Annotated in this window: 15 protein-coding genes; 5 read left to right on the top strand and 10 right to left on the bottom strand. The window is 46.0% G+C overall.

Annotated elements, in window-relative coordinates:
• Positions 1-64: 64 nt before the first annotated feature.
• From H9W84_RS00225 to H9W84_RS00215, 3 genes are all read left to right on the top strand, one after another.
• A complete protein-coding gene (locus H9W84_RS00225) occupies positions 65-529 on the top strand; it encodes a type IV secretion protein Rhs (RefSeq protein ID WP_239741157.1) in 465 nt (154 codons plus the stop codon).
• A 191-nt stretch (positions 530-720) separates the two neighbouring features.
• The gene (locus tag H9W84_RS00220) at positions 721-2,397 is read left to right on the top strand and encodes a phosphoethanolamine transferase (protein WP_275579703.1); all 1,677 of its coding nucleotides are present in this window, start codon (positions 721-723) and stop codon (positions 2,395-2,397) included.
• A gap of 110 nt (positions 2,398-2,507) precedes the next feature.
• Positions 2,508-3,269 carry a PAP2 family lipid A phosphatase gene (locus tag H9W84_RS00215; protein ID WP_239741154.1) on the top strand — a complete coding sequence of 254 codons (762 nt, stop codon included), beginning with the start codon at positions 2,508-2,510 and terminating at the stop codon, positions 3,267-3,269.
• Positions 3,270-3,333: 64 nt separating this feature from the next.
• Here H9W84_RS00215 and lolB read toward each other — a convergent pair whose 3' ends face one another.
• Both lolB and H9W84_RS00205 read right to left on the bottom strand, forming a co-directional pair.
• Positions 3,334-3,945 (bottom strand): lipoprotein insertase outer membrane protein LolB, encoded by a 612-nt coding sequence (gene lolB, locus H9W84_RS00210; RefSeq protein WP_420846662.1) that lies wholly within the window; start codon positions 3,943-3,945, stop codon positions 3,334-3,336.
• Between the two features lie 306 nt (positions 3,946-4,251).
• Positions 4,252-6,147: a tetratricopeptide repeat protein gene (locus tag H9W84_RS00205; RefSeq protein WP_239741152.1), complete on the bottom strand. Its 1,896-nt coding sequence runs from the start codon at positions 6,145-6,147 to the stop codon at positions 4,252-4,254.
• A gap of 538 nt (positions 6,148-6,685) precedes the next feature.
• Between H9W84_RS00205 and hemA the strand changes: the two genes are divergently transcribed.
• Together hemA and glnD are read left to right on the top strand one after the other, a co-directional pair.
• Entirely contained in the window at positions 6,686-8,044 is a 1,359-nt protein-coding gene (hemA, locus tag H9W84_RS00200) for a glutamyl-tRNA reductase (RefSeq protein ID WP_239741151.1), read from the top strand.
• Positions 8,045-8,200: 156 nt separating this feature from the next.
• Positions 8,201-10,879, top strand: a complete 2,679-nt coding sequence (gene glnD / locus H9W84_RS00195; protein ID WP_239741150.1) for a [protein-PII] uridylyltransferase — start codon at positions 8,201-8,203, stop codon at positions 10,877-10,879.
• A gap of 84 nt (positions 10,880-10,963) precedes the next feature.
• Here glnD and H9W84_RS00190 read toward each other — a convergent pair whose 3' ends face one another.
• The 8 genes from H9W84_RS00190 to H9W84_RS00155 form a co-directional block, all read right to left on the bottom strand.
• On the bottom strand, positions 10,964-12,196 hold the full coding sequence (locus H9W84_RS00190) for a sugar transporter (RefSeq protein WP_007116565.1): 1,233 nt from the start codon (positions 12,194-12,196) through the stop codon (positions 10,964-10,966).
• Positions 12,197-12,375: 179 nt separating this feature from the next.
• Positions 12,376-12,885 (bottom strand): ribosome biogenesis factor YjgA, encoded by a 510-nt coding sequence (gene yjgA, locus H9W84_RS00185; protein WP_065253902.1) that lies wholly within the window; start codon positions 12,883-12,885, stop codon positions 12,376-12,378.
• Positions 12,886-12,936: 51 nt separating this feature from the next.
• Positions 12,937-13,812, bottom strand: a complete 876-nt coding sequence (rapZ, locus tag H9W84_RS00180) for an RNase adapter RapZ (protein ID WP_128681119.1) — start codon at positions 13,810-13,812, stop codon at positions 12,937-12,939.
• 2 nt (positions 13,813-13,814) lie between these two features.
• Positions 13,815-14,759: a pantoate--beta-alanine ligase gene (gene panC / locus H9W84_RS00175; protein WP_239741149.1), complete on the bottom strand. Its 945-nt coding sequence runs from the start codon at positions 14,757-14,759 to the stop codon at positions 13,815-13,817.
• A 19-nt stretch (positions 14,760-14,778) separates the two neighbouring features.
• Positions 14,779-15,648 (bottom strand): 3-methyl-2-oxobutanoate hydroxymethyltransferase, encoded by an 870-nt coding sequence (gene panB / locus H9W84_RS00170; RefSeq protein ID WP_239741148.1) that lies wholly within the window; start codon positions 15,646-15,648, stop codon positions 14,779-14,781.
• Positions 15,649-15,854: 206 nt separating this feature from the next.
• Positions 15,855-16,349, bottom strand: coding sequence for a 2-amino-4-hydroxy-6-hydroxymethyldihydropteridine diphosphokinase (folK, locus tag H9W84_RS00165; RefSeq protein ID WP_239741147.1), 495 nt, complete (start codon positions 16,347-16,349; stop codon positions 15,855-15,857).
• Entirely contained in the window at positions 16,346-18,568 is a 2,223-nt protein-coding gene (pcnB, locus tag H9W84_RS00160) for a polynucleotide adenylyltransferase PcnB (RefSeq protein WP_239741146.1), read from the bottom strand. The genes folK and pcnB overlap by 4 nt, the downstream gene beginning before the upstream one ends.
• Positions 18,569-18,805: 237 nt before the next feature.
• On the bottom strand, positions 18,806-19,204 hold the full coding sequence (locus tag H9W84_RS00155) for a ComEA family DNA-binding protein (protein WP_239741145.1): 399 nt from the start codon (positions 19,202-19,204) through the stop codon (positions 18,806-18,808).
• Between the last annotated feature and the right edge of the window lie 24 nt (positions 19,205-19,228).

Below are 19,228 nucleotides of genomic sequence, written 5' to 3'. Positions count from 1 at the left end.
AGCTGGTAAGGCACGATGGCTTTTTTGGCTTAACCAAATCTTGGACAAACTCTGTGAAATGATGATGTGTTTTTCAAAACAACCTGCTCGATGCCGTCCACTAACCGAGGGCGAAAAGGCCATCGCGGGTAGCGTCTTTGGTGATACGTTACAGCTTGATAGTATACGCCTAAAAACCGCATGGTGGGTACTCAAAGGTTATGCGGTCAGTCCCAATGGTCATGTGTATTTTCATCCAGCAGATTTTTGTGATGATTTTAGTCAGCAAAATGTCTATCTGCGCGCGTGGCTTGTGCATGAATTGACCCATGTCTGGCAAATCCAACAAGGCGTTAAGGTGTTTCGCCGCGCCCTGCTCAATCGGCGCTATAGCTACGAGCTGCAAGCCAATAAGCCATTTGGTCGTTATGGCATAGAGCAGCAAGCACATATGGTGGAAGATTATTATCGAAAACGTGAGCTCAAACAGGATTATGAGCCATTACTCGCCTTTATTCCGTTTGCCAGTTTACAGTCTGCCACCGCTTAGCGTTATCAACTCTCTGTGTCGCTGTCACCACCCAATGTTTGTAGCGATTGCGGTGGTTTTTTTAGCATAATTGCTTGATAGATGGGTGTCTTAAGGTTCAGTTAAGCTAAATCTGTATGATAGCCTCATCCTAAATTTGGTTATTATATAATGGCTATTTTTTGGTGCATTTAGATAAGGTAAGTAATCGTATGTCAGTGAATAACTCTCGATGGTTAGCATGGCGTCAACAAGGTATTAATACTAAAGGTGTTAGTACTCAAGGTGTCAATGCTTATGTGATGATGGGTATTGTCGCGCTATTTTTGACCCTAACCGCCAATATTACTTTCTTTGATAAAGCCACGGCAGTCTATCCGTTTGCCCAGCATATTGGCTTTATAGGCTCATTGCCGTTGGTGCTATGCGGTGTGATGCTACTGGTTATTGTGCTGCTTAGCTATCGTTATACCCTTAAAGTGGTATTGATTTTTTTGCTATTGACCGCGGCAGTCACGGCGTATTTTACAGATACCTATGGCACTGTCTATGATGTCAATATGCTACAAAATGCGCTACAAACCGATAAAGCAGAAAGCGCTGATTTGTTTAACGTCAATTTTATCTTACGCATTTTATTGCTTGGGGTATTGCCTAGTGTATGGGTGGCGTGGCAAAAGGTCACATTTCCCCCCATCAAGCGCAGCATATTGCAGCGCGGCTTGACGTATTTGGTCAGCATTGGCTTGGTGGTGTTACCGATTTTGGCGATGAGTAAAAATTACGCCAGTTTTTTCCGTGAACATAAACAGCTTCGTAGCTATACCAATCCTGCAACCCCTGTATATGCACTGGGTAAACTTGCCAGTATCCAGCTCAAACAAGCACAGGCACCCAAAACCCAAATCATGCATGCAACCGATGCGGTGCAGGTGAGCAACCCCACCACCCGTAAGCCAAAACTGGTGGTATTTGTAGTCGGGGAAACCGCGCGCGGCGACCATGTGCAGCTAAATGGGTATAACCGAACCACCTTCCCGCAGATGGCAGCGACGGCTGGGGTAACTAATTTTAACCAAGTCATCGCCTGCGGTACCTCAACCGCTTATTCGGTGCCCTGTATGTTTAGTTATGTCGGTATGAAAGACTACGATGTGGATACCGCCAACTACCAAGAAAACGTACTTGATACCTTACATCGCCTAAAGGTCAATATCTTGTGGCGTGATAACAACTCAAGCTCAAAAGGCGTCACTAATCGTTTGCCCGCGGCAGATTTTGTCGATTATAAAACCGCGCGCAACAATACGATGTGTAATACCAACCCCTATGGCGAGTGCCGCGATGTGGGTATGCTAGTAGGCTTAGATGACTACGTCAAACAACTAGCTAACCAGAATACGCTTAACCAGGACACCCTAATTGTGCTGCACCAAATGGGTAATCACGGACCTGCGTATTTTAAACGATATGATAAGCAATTTGAAAAATTCACCCCAGTCTGCCAAACCAATGAACTTGCCAAATGCGACCCACAAAGCGTGATTAATGCCTTTGACAATGCGCTACTTGCCACCGATGACTTTTTGGCAAAAACGGTGAACTGGTTAGACAAATACGACAGCACCCACCAAGTAGCGATGCTGTATGTCAGTGACCACGGTGAAAGTCTGGGCGAAAACGGCATCTATTTACATGGCATGCCTTATAAAATCGCGCCTAAAGCGCAAAAACACGTCGCATCGATGTTTTGGGCAGGTAAGCACTCAGGCATTCAAGCAGTGCCATCTAATACTGAGCTTACCCATGATGCTATTACCCCAACTTTGTTAAAACTGTTTGATGTGCGTGCGCAAACCGTACAAGGCAAACCATTATTTATCAAGTAAAGTTATCCAGTAAAGCTATTTGGGTAATTAGAGCCATTTAAGTAATGTTAGACCTAACAAGTGCGTCCAACTCCAGCGACAGTGACGGCAAGATAGATGGTTCAAAATAGATGAGTATACAGATCGCTAAATTAAAAAATTTTGCCAGTAGGCAGACCGTGCTCGGACTGGTGCTGGCGATTATCTTTACGCTAACGCTGGAGCACAGTGCCATCGATGTAGCTATCAGCCAGTATTTTTATTCCCCCACAGATGGCTGGCTGCTTGCCAAAGAATCACTACTCCCTAACTTAATTTTTTATACCATTCCCAAAAGATTATTAATTGCGTTTGAAGTGTATATAGCAATCGCATGGCTACAACGCTACTTATTACAACGCCGCCCATCAAGTCACTGGCTTGCCAAGCAACAGGCATGGTTTAAGCCTTTTAAGCGACTATCACTGACCGAAATGGGCTATCTATTCGTCGTGATGGTGTTGGTACCTTTGATTATCGCATCGCTTAAAGGGGTGACGCATGTGGTGTGTCCCAATCACTTGCAAATTTTTGGCGGTGAATATCCCTATCTCACGATACTAGAAGACATCCAAGCCGGCACCCGCTCAAAATGCTTCCCTGCAGCGCATGCCAGTGCTGGGTTCGCCCTGTATGCTTGGGCGTTTATCCCAAGTCTTTGGCACAAGCGCTGGCAAATCGCAGCGATGGTGACGGTGATAGCTTGGCTAATGGGTGGGTACAAAATGTTGATAGGTGACCATTTTTTCAGTCATACCCTGGTATCTATGAACTTGGCATGGGGGATTTGCGCGGCGGTGGCATGGGCTTGGTGTCGGTTGTATGCCAAAGCTGCGTCCGCAAAAAATTCATAATGCTAACAGTTAATGGTATAAAAAAGCGTTGAGGAACACCTCACGCCTCTTTTCGGTTGCATGACTAGCTTAACCGATTGATGGTCATCACCACTTTATAGCCACCCGGATGACTGGCAGTTAAGCGAGAAGGCAGTTTATCGTTACTGTTGCTATAGCTAAAGGTGGCTGTCCAATCGCCATTTTGGGCACTCACTAGGCGATTAGTGCTGTCTTTTTTACCATTGGCATCACTCGGTGCTGGCTGACCTTGAATCCAGTAAGGCAGCTGTGAAATGGGCGCTTGCCAACCGGTTGCACGTAATAGCAATTCTTCAGGGGTAGCGGCATTAATGGTGCCTTTTTCATTAGTTAACGTCGCAGATTGACCATTGTAGCTGATTTTGGTTTGACCTGCATTCATCGCACCGGCAATCTCAATGGCAAAGTTTTGTCCTTGCTGTGTCCAAATATAAAACGCGCTGCCTGCCTGCTGCGGCGTGGTCATGCCAATTTTACCATTGATGGTAAATTGCGCGCTTGGTAGCGTACTTGCAGCCGCTTGCTCAGTAGATGTGGTCGATGGCGCCGTGGTTGTTTGGGTATTGACCACAGGAGTTGTCATCACTGTTGCGACAGGCTTGGCTGCGATGGGCTTAGTTGTTGCCTGTACGGACTGACAGCCTGTTAGCAGCATGCTACTGATGCCCAAACAGGCAATACTTAACACCGTGACTTTGCTGGTGACCGCTGGTAATAAATGCATAATATCCTCAAATGTTAATCAAATTTGTTAATCAAGTTTTCATCAAATGTTAACTGGTTGCGCTCAAGTATAATGGTTTAAAAAACTGATGGGTAAACTATAAATAGCCATTGTTAAGCCTGTTTTGCTTAACTGCTCAAATTGGTGAAAAAGCGGTTATTATTTATCTGTTGTTTATCTGCCTTACAACCGTCATTACTTGCTAGTCGTCACGCTTAGAGACGATTTTAGGCAGCGCTATTGCAGATTTTTGGGTTGATAACCGAGTTCATGGACCAAGATTTGGTTGATGCGAGCCGCTTCTTTTTGGTTGCCCAAATTTAAGTAGGCTTGTTGCAGCAGCAGGCCACTAATCACATCGGGTACGATATCAAAATTATCTGATAACAGACTAATGACGGTGGCGTTATTAGCCTGATGCAGCGCTTGTTGCGACAATATTTGCCGCGCCTTTAAACCGACTTCTTTGTCATTGATTAATGCCGTCAGTAGGGCGGTCACTTCTTCATTATTTTGTTTTAAATTGACCAAGGTTTGCGCATATTCGAGTTGATAATCCACGTTTGCCGGTGCAAGGCGAATCAACTCTTTTAACAGTCGCAGTTTACTGGCGTCATCATCATCGGGCAGTAACAACACTTTGGCAAATAAGATATCGGTATTATTGGGTAAATTGGTTTGTGCGCTATTAAGCAAGGCTAACGCTTGCGCGGTTTGGTTGTTTTTTTGCAAAATATTGGCTTGCATGATGTAGCTTTGCGGCGCAAAACTGTCAAATTGCTCCCGTAATTTGATGCTACTGGCAATCGCTTCATCAAAACGACTTTGCGAGATTAACAAATCAATCTGTTGCTGTCTGGCTTTGAGCACCAAGTCAGGTTGCATCACTTTGCCATAGTAGCCAATCGCATCATTAATTAGGTTCTGGCGTTCGGCACTGACAGCCAAATAATAATTGGCTTGGTCCTTAAAGTTGGGGCTGGCAATCAACGCTTTGAGCAAGCGATCTGCTGCGGCGTATTTTTTTAAATCAATACCCACCAAAGCGGCCAGCAGTTTGATTTCTTCATCTGCCAAAAACTGCTGATTAGCACGGGCATTAAGCTGTTGCCATACTTGCGTGCTTTTGCCTTGTTTGAGCATATAGCGAATTTGATAGACAAATAGCGCTTTATTGTCAGGGACGGTTTTACGCGCCTGCGCAATAAACGCAATCACTTGATTACTAGGCGATAAGGCTTGTAAGATATCTGCTTTTAACGTCAAAAAAGCCGGGCTTTTTGGGTTGGTTTTAAGCGCCCGATTAATCGCCACTAACGCGGCTTTGGGCTGTTGAAACTGTAGCAGCAGACCTGCTTTCATCACCAGTAGTGAAGGGTTGTTTTTGATATCTAATCGATTGAGCGTAGCAAGCAATTCAGCTTGGTCACGGGTTTCGGTGGGATAAATCCCAATCAAAATCTGACTTAAATCAGCGTCAGGGTCGTACTGCAAAATTTGATTGAGCTTTTCACCGGCTAATTCATACTCGTGCGCTTTGAGTGCCAAATGGGTCACATAAAAAATTGCCGGCACATGGTCAGGGTTTTGCTGCTGCCACGCATTGGCAAAAGCGAGCGACAACTGTGGCGGTTCATTTTGTAAAGATAAACCCAGTGCGCGTTCAAATACGGGGGCCGCATCCGCCAAAAAAGACTGCTGCTTGTAGGTCGCTAACGCCTGATCGATACGACCCCGATCTGCGGCAAACTCTGCCATCAAAATCGCATACAGGCTGGGCTGGGTGCTGACCACAGCGCTCGGCTGATTAACAGACTGACTAGCGGATGCAAAATTTGCCCCGGCACTAAAAACCGCTGGGCTAAACAATAAACTTGCCAACGTGAGCGTAGTCGCGACTACATTTTTACCTAAAGCGGTAAAAGGCTTAAATACATCAAGCGGTTTTAGGTTAGATTTCAGATTGGGCTTTAGATTGACAAAAAGTTGCTGCGGCGTGGATAACTGCATCGGCAAATAAATCGATAAACAATAAGGCTTGACATATTTCGATGCAAAAAAGCGTGGATTGAGGGGACAACCACGCACAGCGCAACAAGCCGATGAAATAACCGCTGGAAACAACTTTCGCATTTAGCTCGCTTGGACAGTAACGTACCTAAAAATTACAGTCAGTATTACAGTCAATGACAAGTAAGATGTAACAAAATGTTCATAAATAAAATTGAATTATAAGGCTGCGACGGATTAAACTATGTAGAATTATGGTTAAATCGTATGGGTAAATAGCAACCAAACGAGCAGATGTGGCAGAGTTAAGTAAAAAAATATGATGATAGCTCGAATGACTGTCCAAAATGCTAGGCATGTTAATGCCTTAGATTGTAATGCTTTAAAACGTGGTTAAAGAATTTTCCTGAATCAAAAAAGCCGGATGTTTTTCATTTGTTATTAGCAATGGTATAATAATCCACTTTTCTACTTTACTTTTATTAAGTGTTTATTATTAAGTTGCTTTAGGTTTCTTTATATTGCCACTTTTCCCCCTGTGTTATCAAACATGACAAATGTCGATAGGCTGATATGGGCTGGATGTCGCTTAGCTAGCACCAGTTAGGTTCACAAAAATCGGCTTTGATAAACGCGGTCATTTTTAAGGTCAGTACGTTATATGCAGCTTCTGGTTATTGGGTTAAATCATAAAACAGCGCCAGTTGCCATGCGTGAGCAATTGGCGTTTGCTGCTGAAGATTTGCCGATTGCCCTAGATTCGCTCAAAGCGATCACCCAAGGCGCGGTGATTTTATCGACCTGCAACCGCACTGAAATCTATGCGCTAGCCCCCGAAGGACAGACCCTTACTAGCACGATGTCACAAGTGATTGAATGGCTAGCGGCTTTTAAAAACACGCCCATGCAAAAAATCGTGCCACACCTGTATCAATATCAAAATAACCACGCACTGCTACATTGGGTGCGGGTAGCGTCTGGGCTAGACTCGATGATTTTAGGCGAGCCGCAGATTTTGGGACAAATCAAACAGGCGGTGCGCCAATCCCGTGCCAAAGAAGGTATCTCGAGTAAGCTTAGCTGGGTGATTCAGCAGGTATTTGCTGCCGCCAAACAAGTGCGTAACGAAACGCGGGTAGGCTCACAAGCGGTATCGTTAGGCTTTGCCGCTGCCAAATTGGTTACCCAAATTTTTCAAAAACCTAGCAACAACACTTTGCTGGTGGTCGCGGCAGGTGAGATGAATCGGCTGGTTGCGACCAATATCGCAGGTCTTGGTGTCGGCAAAGTCATCATCTGTAATCGCAGTCCTGAGCGTGCCGCGCTGCTTGCCTCTGAGCTTGAAACGATTGTACCGCAGATTGAGATTACCCCGCTTGATCAATTACCTAGCGTGTTGCCGCAAGCGGATATTGTGACCAGCTGTAGCGGTAGCTTATATACCTTGATTGATAAAACCATGGTGAAACAGGCGTTAAAACAGCGCCGTCATCAGCCCATGTTAATGATTGATTTGGCCGTGCCTCGCGATATTGACCCTATCGTCAGTGAGCTAGATGACGTGTATTTATACTCAATCGATGACTTACAACATGTGATTGCAGGCAACCTTGAACAGCGTCGCCAAGCTGCCGTAGAAGCAGAATTATTGGTGAGCCAAATCGTGGTGGCGATTGAGCGCAAATACTTGGTACGCCAAGTGGGTCAGGATATTCAGCAGTACCGTGAGCAAGCCAAACACCATGCGGATATGATTTTAAGCCAATCCTTACAGCAGCTTGCCGACGGTCATGCAGCCGAAGCCGTGTTAACCGAACTGACCCGTAAACTCACCCAAACGTTAACCCATGCACCGTCCAAACTATTGCGAGAAACGGCTAGCGAACAGCCCGTAGAAACTGTCAATTTTGTGGCACAACATCTGACCCATGCCTTTCGCAAAGACAAATGTCCCTATCTCACCCATAACAACACCCTGCTTGATGATGAGCCAGCGTCACCGTCTTTTGACAATCAATAATTAACAAGCAATAATTTTCCTATTGCTAAGCTTTTAAGCCCAAGTTTTTAAGCGCAAGTTTTCGCTACAAGCGGCGGCTAGCTTTTTTGCATCAAATTTGTAATACTTAAATTGCTCTGCTAACTCTGATAACAATGGCGTCGATTAGGATTTGCTATGTTTACTTGCCCACCGATACTACCGTATTTTACCCCACTGCCTGCGCTTAGCCTGCAAGGCGAAGCCAATCTTGGCATACCCGCTTGGTTAGCCGCAGTGGAAGCGGACTTGGATAAGGCGCTGGCATCTGGCATACCGATTCGCCAAGTCGTCATGGGGCGCTGCTGTGCGATTGATAGCATGATGGAAGCCTTATTTGAGTTGTATGAACTTGATCAAACCGATTTGACGCTGTTTGCCACAGGGGGGTATGGGCGTGGGGAGTTACACCCGTTTTCCGATGTGGATTTATTGCTGTTAAGTCCAAACCCGATTGATGAGGCCTTGAACCAAAAAATTTCCCCGTTCGTCGCTAAGCTCTGGGATATTGGGATTGATCCTGCTTTGGTGGTGCGCTCCGTTGAAGAATGTGATAAGGCTTGTCACGATGATATCACGGTCGCAACAAGTCTGTTAGAAGCACGAATTTTGGCGGGCAACGTTGCCCAAGCTGGGTTGCCGATGCAGCTACTCAATAAAAACTGGTCACAAACCAAGTTTTATGAGGCCAAAATGGCAGAAGCCAAAGAGCGCTATGTTAAACATAATTCGACGGAGTATAACCTAGAGCCTGACCTGAAAAACGCGCCTGGGGGCTTGCGAGATATTCATACTGTCGGCTGGATTAGTAAGCGCTATTTTCGCGTGACAAACTTGTTTGGACTGGTGCAGCAAGAATTTATTACCGAAAAAGAATTTGATGAGCTGCAACAAGCGGAAGATTTTTTGTGGTTGATTCGCCATCATTTGCACAAAATTGCCAAACGCAATGAAAACCGTGTTTTATTTGACTATCAGCGCCTAATTGCTGAGCGTATCGGTTACCGTGACAATTCGCATCCCAATGCCGCAGTTGAGCAGTTTATGCGCGATTATTACCGTTATGCCATGTCAAACTCAACATTGTCTGAAATGCTCACCCAGCACTACTATGAAACCTTGATTGAGGCGCGTCTACCCGATGAACAGCGCCCCGTGAGAAAGGTGATTAATGAGCGTTTTAAACTGGTCGGTGATCGCATTGCGGTGACGCATAGCCGTGTGTTTGCCCAACATCCGACCGCGATTTTAGAAATGTTTTTGTTGATGGGTCAGCAAAATATTCGCCATATTCGTACCCGCACGCTACGGATTTTGAAAATCGCCGCGCGCGGCATTGATGAGCATTTTCGCAATGACCCCGCCAACAAAGCCATGTTTATGGACAATATCAAAGAGCAAAATCTGCTATTTTGGCGACTGCGAGTCATGAAGCGTTATGGCGTGCTAGGTAGCTATTTGCCTGCTTTTGGGCAAATTACTGGGTTGATGCAATATGACTTATTCCACCGTTATACGGTAGATGCCCATATTTTGATGTTGATACGTATGTTGCACCGCTTTACCGATGACAATTATGTTGATACCTATCCGCTTGTCAGTGGTATCTACCGCCGTATTGACCGTAAAGAAATGCTGGTGTTAGCAGCGATTTTCCATGATATTGCCAAAGGTCGGGGCGGTGACCACAGTGAACTTGGCGAGCAAGATGCCATCAAGTTTTGCTTGTCACATGGTTTAAGCCAAGCCGATGCTGAACTTGTCGGCTGGTTGGTGTCTCAGCATTTATTGATGTCGATGACCGCGCAGAAAAAAGACATCTCTGACCCCGAAGTTGTCGCAGAATTTGCCGATAAAGTCGGGAATGTGACTTATTTGAATTATTTGTATGTGCTCACCGTTGCCGATATGAATGCCACCAACCCGCAGCTTTGGAACAGTTGGCGCGCAACCTTGATGCGTCAACTATATACCCAAACCCGCCGTATCCTGCGAGCTGATATCGATGCGCCGATGAACCGCCAAGACATGATTGCCAGTAACAAGCAAAGTGCCCGTGATTTGCTAGCGGGTGATAATGGCTTGGCTGACATTGAAAGCCTGTGGGATGGGCTAGGGGAAGAGTATTTTTTGCGTGAAGTCCCAAGCGATATTGTTTGGCATTCCAAAGCCATCATGGCGCATGATGAGGTACAAAAACAACGCACAGAGAGCGAGCAACCTGAGCCACTGATTATTTTGCGTGAACATCGCGAGTTGGCACTCGATGCCGTGCAAGTATTTATCTACACTCATGACCAATCCAATTTATTTGCGGTGACCATGACCGTGTTTGACCAAATGGATTTGGACGTACTCGATGCGCGCGTCATCACCGCTTCGCGAGATTTTGCTCTAGATTCTTACGTACTGCTTGACCGACATGGCACGCTACTCACCGATACCGAGCGCCAAACAGAGCTCGTTGAGCGTCTAAAACAAGCCTTTATTAGTCCAACGTTGCCTGAGGTAGCGCAGCGACGCATGCCCAGACAGCTCAAGCATTTTCATGTGCCCACCAAAGTGTCTTTTAATTTTAACCCGCAATCCAATCAGCATATGATGATTTTGGAAACCCTTGACCAGCCAGCCTTGCTTGCGCGTGTGGGGCAGGTGTTTTTGGCGCATGATATTGAAGTGCATTTTGCCCGCATTACCACATTGGGTGAGCGCGCCGAAGATATGTTCTTTATCACTGACCATGAGGACAAACCGCTATCGGATGAGCGCCTCGAAAAACTCAAACAGGCATTGGTAGAAACGCTGAATATCAGTTAATTTGTCAGTGGGAAAAGTCGGCTGCAAGCAAACCCAATCGTAAGTCTAAGCGCAAGCCTAATTACAAGTAAGCTCCGGGTTTGATTACTTTTGGGTGCGCGCCAAATACACCATTAAACAAACCATGGCAATGAGCGCGATACCTGCCCCCACATAACCCACCATAGCCAGTCCTAAGCTTGCAATCACCAGTCCACCGACGAACGCGCCGCCGCCGATACCGATGTTATAAATTCCTGAAAAAATTGACATCGCTACATCAGTGGCATTGGGCGCAAGCTGCAATACGCGTAGCTGCAAAGCAAGGCTAATCGCCGTAATTGCTAAGCCCCACAGCAAGGCTAGGGCAAGCCACAAGATTGGCACATGGGGCAGCCAAGCGGATGCCAACAACGAAAACAGCAGCGTTGCCATCGCGCTAATCAAAAACGCCCGTGGGAAACGGTCGTAAAAGTGCCCAAATAGCCAGCTCGCTAGCAACCCTGCCACCCCAAAACTCAGCAAAATCACTGTGGCAAATTGCTGACTAAACTGACTAATCGTCAGCATATAAGGCTCAATATAACTGTATGCTGTAAAGTGTGCCGTCACACATAGCACAGTGAGTGTATAGACAGTGAGCAAGGGAATATTATTAAAAATACTGGGTAGACTTGCGGCTGAGCCGACATCTTTGCTCGGCAGTTTTGGTAAAATCCACCACACCATAATCATTGCCAAGAGCGCAGCCGCGCCAATCGTACCAAACGTCATCCGCCACCCAAGCCACTGCCCAATCATCCGACCCAACGGCAGCCCAAGCACCGTCGCCAGCGCGCTACCCATCGACAATAGCCCCAAGGCTTTGGTTTGACGATCTTTGGGCGCCACACGCACCACAAGGCTTGCGGTAATTGACCAAAACACCGCATGCGCTAGCGCAATCAATGCCCGCCCAACCAGCAGCATGGCAAAACTTTGCGCCATCACCGACACCGCATGCCCCCCGATAAAAATAACAAATAATGCTATCAATAGCTTACGGCGTTCGATACGGGCAGTGACAAGCATCGCAGGGAGCGACAAAATAGCCACAATCCAAGCATAAATGGTTATCATATGCCCCACCGTTTCTACCGGCATGGCAAAGCTATGACCAATGTCAGACAGCAGCGCAATCGGCACAAATTCGGTGGTATTAAAAATAAATGCCGAAATCGCCATGACAATCACGCGCCACTGGCGAATTTGGTTGGGATAGTTGGGATTGGACTGGGTGTGTTGACGTAACTGGTGAAAATGACTCATTGCGGACAGGATGGCTAAGGCTGATGGCATACCTTAGCGGCTCACTCTATAAAATAAAAGCAATTTTACGTTATTTTATGATGAAAATAGCTTTGGTAGTAAAAAATCGACTCATAGGCTAGCGCGCCAACCCCAACTCACCAAAAAAGCAATACTCACTAGCCAAGCCACATAGGGATAAGGGGTTAGAAAACTGGCAGTCAGTCCAACTATTTACCTTTGGACAAAATCGCCACTTGGCGGATATAAGTGTGTAAATCAGCCACGCTTTCTTCCATCAATTCATCATCTTGGGTGTATTCAGCATAGGCAATCCAAATCAGCAGCTGCTTGATGGTGTTGAATTCACTGTCAAAAAAAGTTTTGGTAAATTGTTTTAAGGTATTGTCATCTTGCAAATTTAGGCGCGTTTGCCAACTTTCAATTTTGGCTTGTTGCTCAGGGCTAAAGGTATGGCGAAATAAAAATTCGACAATCGCATGCGGTTCTTCTTCAGCCAGCAATTTGCCCAAACGCTTAATGTGACGTTTACGTGCTTCATGGCTGGTGATATCGGCAAGCTGCAGCAAGTCATCCAAAAAAAACTCACTGGCAGGCAGTGCCTTCATCTGTTTTTTTGACAAATTGGCAAGCGGCTCAGCCAGTCGCTGTAGGCGTTCATGGGCTTTTTTTAGTTCGGTACGGCTAACTGCCATATCCATTTCAGCAAAATTAATCATTTATCAATCTCAAAGTTATCAATCATAAGTATAAAGTTGATTCAGAACGCACTACCAGCGATTTTTTTCACGGTGCTTGATACGTACTACCATCTCTTTGGGTAGCGACTGGGTCAGTGATTCGCCCAATTTCTCTGCGATATACACAGAGCGGTGTTTGCCCCCAGTACAGCCGATAGCGATGGTCACGGTATGGCGATTGTTGTGCAAAAAAGGCGGCAGCCATTTTTTAAAAAAAGCGATAATATCATTCGCCATGTCATCTACTTCGCTATAGTCATCAAAAAATGCTTTGACATCATCATCTAGCCCTGTCTGGTTGCGCAGTTCAATCTTCCAATGGGGGTTTGGTAGGGTACGCACATCAAAAATAAAATCGGCATCAATCGGTGCCCCATATTTAAACCCAAAGGATAAAATATTAACGGTTACCGCATTATCCACACCCAAGTGATCGCGGATGACTTCTTTGAGTTGGTGGATATTAAGTAGGCTGGTGTCAATTTTGATATCAGCGCGAATAGCAATCGGCTCTAAAATATCGATTTCTTTTTTGATGGCATTGGGTAGATTACCCGAAACCGCCATTAACGGATGCAGACGGCGCGTGGCGTCAAACCGTGCCACCAGGACGCTTTCTTGGGCAGTCACATACAGTATTTTAATCGCCGGTTTGCTATAAGTTTCTATAAGCTTATGATAGACCTCAGCAAACCGCGATAAGTCCGCTTGTGGCGAGCGTACATCGACACCAATGGCGATTTTATAAATTTGGCTGTCATGTACAAGTTTATCAATGGCGCTAGGGACTAGCGAGAGTGGCAAATTATCAATTGGATAATAGCCGAAGTCTTCCATGATATTGAGAACCGATGTCTTACCCGAGCCTGAACGTCCTGACACAATGATAACTTGTAGCGTTGACATAGTTAATCCTTTACAGATGCGGTAGTAGGTTGTTGATTAAAATCGCTACCCAATTCTTGATTCAGTTCCTGATTCACCTCCCGGCTAAACTCTAGGTTATCTAAAAGCCGTGTTTTCTTGCCCAAAAAAGCGGCGGTCAAAATTACCAAGTCTTTATCAGTGGGCTTCGGCGGTTGTAAGAAGCGATTTTTAACTTCCAAATAATCCACTTTAAAGCCTGAATCAGCCACCATTACGCGATTTAACTTATCGATTGCGCCGGCAATAATCTTGTCAAAATCGGCAAAATTGGCAGTTGTTAACTCATTGGCAAGCTGTTGCAAGCTTTTTTGTAAGGTGGGGGCGAGTTGACGTTCTGCTTCGCTTAGGTATTGATTACGAGACGATAATGCCAACCCGTCATAAGCCCGCACGATATCCACCCCGACAATCTCAATCGGGAAATTTAGCTCAGCCACCAACTGGCGGATAATCGCAAGTTGTTGATAGTCTTTTTTTCCAAAAACAGCGATGTCAGGTTGGACGATATTAAACAGTTTACTCACCACCAAGCCGACACCATCAAAGTGGGTGGGGCGAGTGTTGGCACACAAGATTTTGCTAATATCGCCTGACAGCACTTGCACGTTGTTAGGGTAGGTTGGATACATTTCTTCCACGCTTGGGGCAAATACAAAATTTGCCCCTGCTTCGGTAAGTTTTGCCACATCAGCCTCTAGCGTGCGTGGGTAGGTATCAAAGTCTTCACCCACGCCAAATTGGGTTGGGTTAACAAACACACTGACCACTACGATATCGGCAAGTTCCTTGGCTTTTTTGACGAGGGTCACGTGACCACTGTGCAAATTACCCATCGTGGGAACCAGCGCTATCTTTGGCGCAGCCGCTTGATGGCGTAAAGGTTTTAAGGTGTCACGTAATGCGCTGATGGTATGAAATACTTGCATTTTTTTGCCTTTATGATTACTAAAAACTATGCGCTGGCGTTGGGAACGTACGCTCTTTAACCGCTTTATGATAGGCTTTAAACGCCCCCGTGATATCTTTGGTTTCGTTATGCTCGTCGGTCAAAAAGTCTTTGACAAATTTGGCAGGTTTACGGGTATATACCCCAAGCATATCGTGCATGACCAGCACTTGACCATCACAATCCACGCCCGCACCGATACCAATCACAGGCACTGGGAAAGTGTCACGCACTTTTTTGGCAAGCTCAGCAGGGACGCATTCGAGTAGTAAAATGGCGGCGCCCGCCTCTACCACTGCTTGACAGTCAGCCATGAGTTTTTCCGCTTGGGCATCGGTTTTGCCTTGTACTTTGTAGCCACCAAACACATTCACGGATTGCGGCGTCAAACCTAAATGCACGCAGGTCGGCACGCCGTTGTTGGCAAGCACTGACACGATTTCGGCAAGCTCGGCACCGCCTTCGATTTTGACCACATGCGCGCCTGCTTGCATCACCGCTTGGCTGGCATCGAGTGCGCGCTCAAGCGTGGCGACACTCATAAAAGGTAAATCACATAAAATCAGTGCATGACTGTTGGCACGAGCCACGTTTTGGGTATGATACACCATGTCTGCGATTGTCACCGGCAAGGTTGAGGTTTGTCCTTGCACCACCATGCCAAGGCTGTCGCCAATCAAAATCGTATCAATCCCTGCAACTTGCATGGCTGCGGCAAAACTGGCGTCATAACATGTCAAGCACGAGAACGTCTCGCCATTGGCTTTGAGTTTGTTTAAGGTGGACAAAGTCACAGGTAATTTAGGCTTGGTCGTCGCTGCGGCAGTTGTTGAATCAGAGTTAGATTCTAGGTTGCTAACGTAGCTCATGCGGTTTCCTTTAAAAAGCAAGGTTAAAAGAATCAAGGGTAAAAGAAGTAAAGCTAAAAGAAGCAAGGGCAAAAGAAACAGGCAAAAACAAGAAATAGGAAAAACAAAAAACGTTACTTTATCAATGGTTTAATTTTCTGCGATTTCAAACCCATAGCACCAATAATTTGTTAATTTTTACAAAAACCAATGTTAACCGATATAAGTTAAAGCACGGTTAATTTTTCCAAGCCCTGCCACTGTTGACTGGTCGGTAAGTCTGCCAATTTTTGCCCATTTACCATTAGGGTTGGGTCAAGCTCTAGCATCGGAATCAGCACAAAATTACGCGCAAATAAGCCCTCATGTGGCACTGTTAAACGCGCATGGTTGATTGTGTCATCGCCATACAACAGTACATCGACATCCAAACTACGTTCACCCCAGTGGCGCAAACGTGTGCGCTTGGCAGCGCTCTCCAAACTTTGGCAAAAATCCAACAGCGCTAAGGGTGCCAAATCGGTATCAGCTTTTACGGCCGCATTAAAAAAATCGGGCTGGTCGGTGACCCCAAAGGCTTTGGATTGATACAATGATGATGCTGTAACATTGGCAAAATGCGGCGATGCGTAAAACGCCGCAATGGCGTTGGCTATATGCTGCCTTGGCGTACCAAGCGCGTTTGCGATATTGCCACCCAAACCGATATAGCACGTAATCATGGCAGATGACCGTCGATTTTGACCGCGCGTTTGCGAGTGCGTTTTGGCGCTGCCGGTGCCTCGTCCTTAGTCACCCCTTCTGCTGAGACTTTGCTATCAGCAACCGCTTTTTTACGCGTCCGTGGCGCTCGCTTTGGCTTTGGCTGTACCACGCCACCATCAATCATTGATTCATTGAGTGCCGAATGATTGACCGTGCCAGTGCCAATGTCAGTGCTAGAGCCAATATCAATATCGGTATGAGTCACCGCCTGATTGTCAATGCTTTGTCTGACGGGTGTTGGGCTGACAGATTCGCCACGCAAATCACTAGCGGATGTCGTGATATCCGCTTGCTGACGTTGCTCCAAAATCGACCAGTTTGAGCTAGGGGTACGTCGCGCACGTTTGGCAGGTACACTGGCTACCGATAAATAAGCTTTGTCGCGTTTGCGTGAGCGACTTAGTTGTGAATTATTTGGGTGTGAACTATTTGGGTGTGCACTTGTCTCAGCATAAGCTGATGCTGAATTAGAAACTGTCGGCTGATAAGGTTGGTCATCATCTTTTTGCGCTGTGATTGGCGCTACGATAAGTGACTTAGCCGGTGCTGAGTTGGTGTGACTGGCAAGCGATAACTGCTGCAGTTGGGCTTTTTCAAGTTGCTGCTGCTGCGTTAGTTTGTGCGCTTTGGTAGATAGTGCCGTATCTGGTAACAGTTCACGTTCGATTTGGCTGCTTGCTGCAAACGGCAAGCGGCGTCGTTCACTGCGGTGCTTTCCATGACTAAAATCGCTACCCATCTCTACTTCATTATCATGCACCGCATCGCTAGTTTGGTAAGCAACACTGTCATCCTCAAAACTGGTTTGATTGACAATATTGGCAAAGCGCAAACGTACTGATTCAAGGTCAAATTCATCAATCGCTTGTTGCTGCTGTTTGGCACCTAGGGTTTGAAACCACGCCCACCAATGTCCCATGCCATTGGTGCTTTCATCATCCAACGTAATCGCTGCGCCATGTTGTTTGGCAAGTGCTTGGTTTTTGGCTTCCACTTGCTCACGCATCATCAAAAAGTCATAGGCAGCCCGAAAACGCGGATTTTCAAACAGCTTTTGTAGATTTTTTTTGCGCGGCTGGGCAAGTCTTGGCTGCATGAGCCAAATATCTTTAATAAACTGCTCGGCAAACTTGGGCATCGCCGTGTGCTGGCGCTGCTTGTCCAACACTTTATTGGCGGCTTGGTTTTGCGCATCGCTAAACGGTGTGTTCTTTTTAAACTTATCCAATAGATACAGATAGTTTTCCCACAAAATAGTCGCATAAAAGAACGCAGGGTTAATGCTTTTACCACTACCTATGCGCCTATCGGTATTGATGGTGACTTGATTGAGTAGCGGTGTCACGCTTGTCGGTGGGTAAAACAACAACTGGGAAAACGCACCATAATCAAATAGCAGTGGTAACATCGGCACCAAGTAGCCGCCTGTAAACATTTTTTGCGTTTCATCGTACAAGCGGTGAGGGGATACTTGCGCCAATAATGCCCAGTTTTGCGCGTTGAATTGTTGGTTTAAGGCATTGTCAAAATCAAACTGCAATTTTGCTTTAAAACGCAGCGCTCGTAGTAGACGTACAGGGTCTTCTTCCACCCGTTTTTGGGTGTCACCGAGCAGACGAATGGTGCGGTTTTCAACATCTTTTAGCCCACCACAAAAATCATAAACGATGTCGTCAAATGGCTGATAGTACAGGGCATTGATACTAAAATCGCGGCGCACCACATCTTGATAGATATCACCCCACACATTGTCACGCATGATCATGCCGTCTTCGGTGAGATGATTGTTGTCCTTAGGCGGCGCGCGAAAGGTGGCAACTTCAATCATATCGCGACCAGAATACACATGACACAGCTGAAAACGCCTTCCGATGATGCGGCAGCGTTTGCCAAATACTTCTTTGATTTGGTTGGGGGTGGCGTTGGTCACAGCATCAAAGTCTTTGGGCTTTAAGCCTAACAAGGCATCACGCACCCCACCACCGACGATGTAGGCTTCAAAACCCGCCTGCGTCAGTGTGCTAATCACTTCTTTGATGGAGTTAGGTAAATCAGCTTTGTTTAAGCCCAGTTTTTTGGCATCACGCCGAGCCGACTGTCTATCTAAAATATAATCGGTTGGGATATTGCCAGCAGCGGTTGCCGTGCTAGGTGATTTGCGAGTTTTTTTTGCCATGTATAGTAACCAAAATCCATGAAAACGGCAGAAATTTATTAGCGGTTAGTGTACCAAATTTCTGCCTAACTAGGGATATTAATTCACGGTTACAAAAAATCCAGTGAGCGAAAATATTGTCTACTGATTGATTATCTGTAGGACGTGAGCGCTACAGGATGAGACGGTTTGCTTGCTAGTACAGAATATATAAAAGATGAGAATAGGCTTGTGATAATTGCCCATGCTTTGCTATCACTATTGGGTGGTAATGCGGTGGCGATTTTTATCGACAGTCGCTTTACCGATACCTTTGACGTTGGCTAGGTCATCCGCTGTGGCAAACGGCGCTATCATTTGCCGGTATAAAATAATTTGCTGGGCTTTTTTGGCGCCGATACCATCAAGCTGTGTAAGCTGTGCTTCACTGGCGGTATTGATATTAATCACTTTGGGCGAATTGGCAAGGATATTTGCAGAGGATTTTTTGGTATTACCGTTAGTCCCCGTCAAATTTGTCACTGCCAAAAAAGCCTGCTCGGGCGTCATGGTTGGGGTACATACTTGCGCCTGTGCGGGCATTGCCCACAGGGCTAGAAATAAAATGGCTAGAACTAAAATGGCAAAAATTGAGCCAACTAATAATCGAAAAATCATTGCTTTAACGGTCAAATCCCTGTT

The organism is Moraxella tetraodonis, assembly GCF_022359095.1.
Classification (GTDB): Bacteria; Pseudomonadota; Gammaproteobacteria; order Pseudomonadales; family Moraxellaceae; genus Faucicola; species Faucicola tetraodonis.
This window is presented reverse-complemented; position numbering and strand designations above follow the sequence as displayed.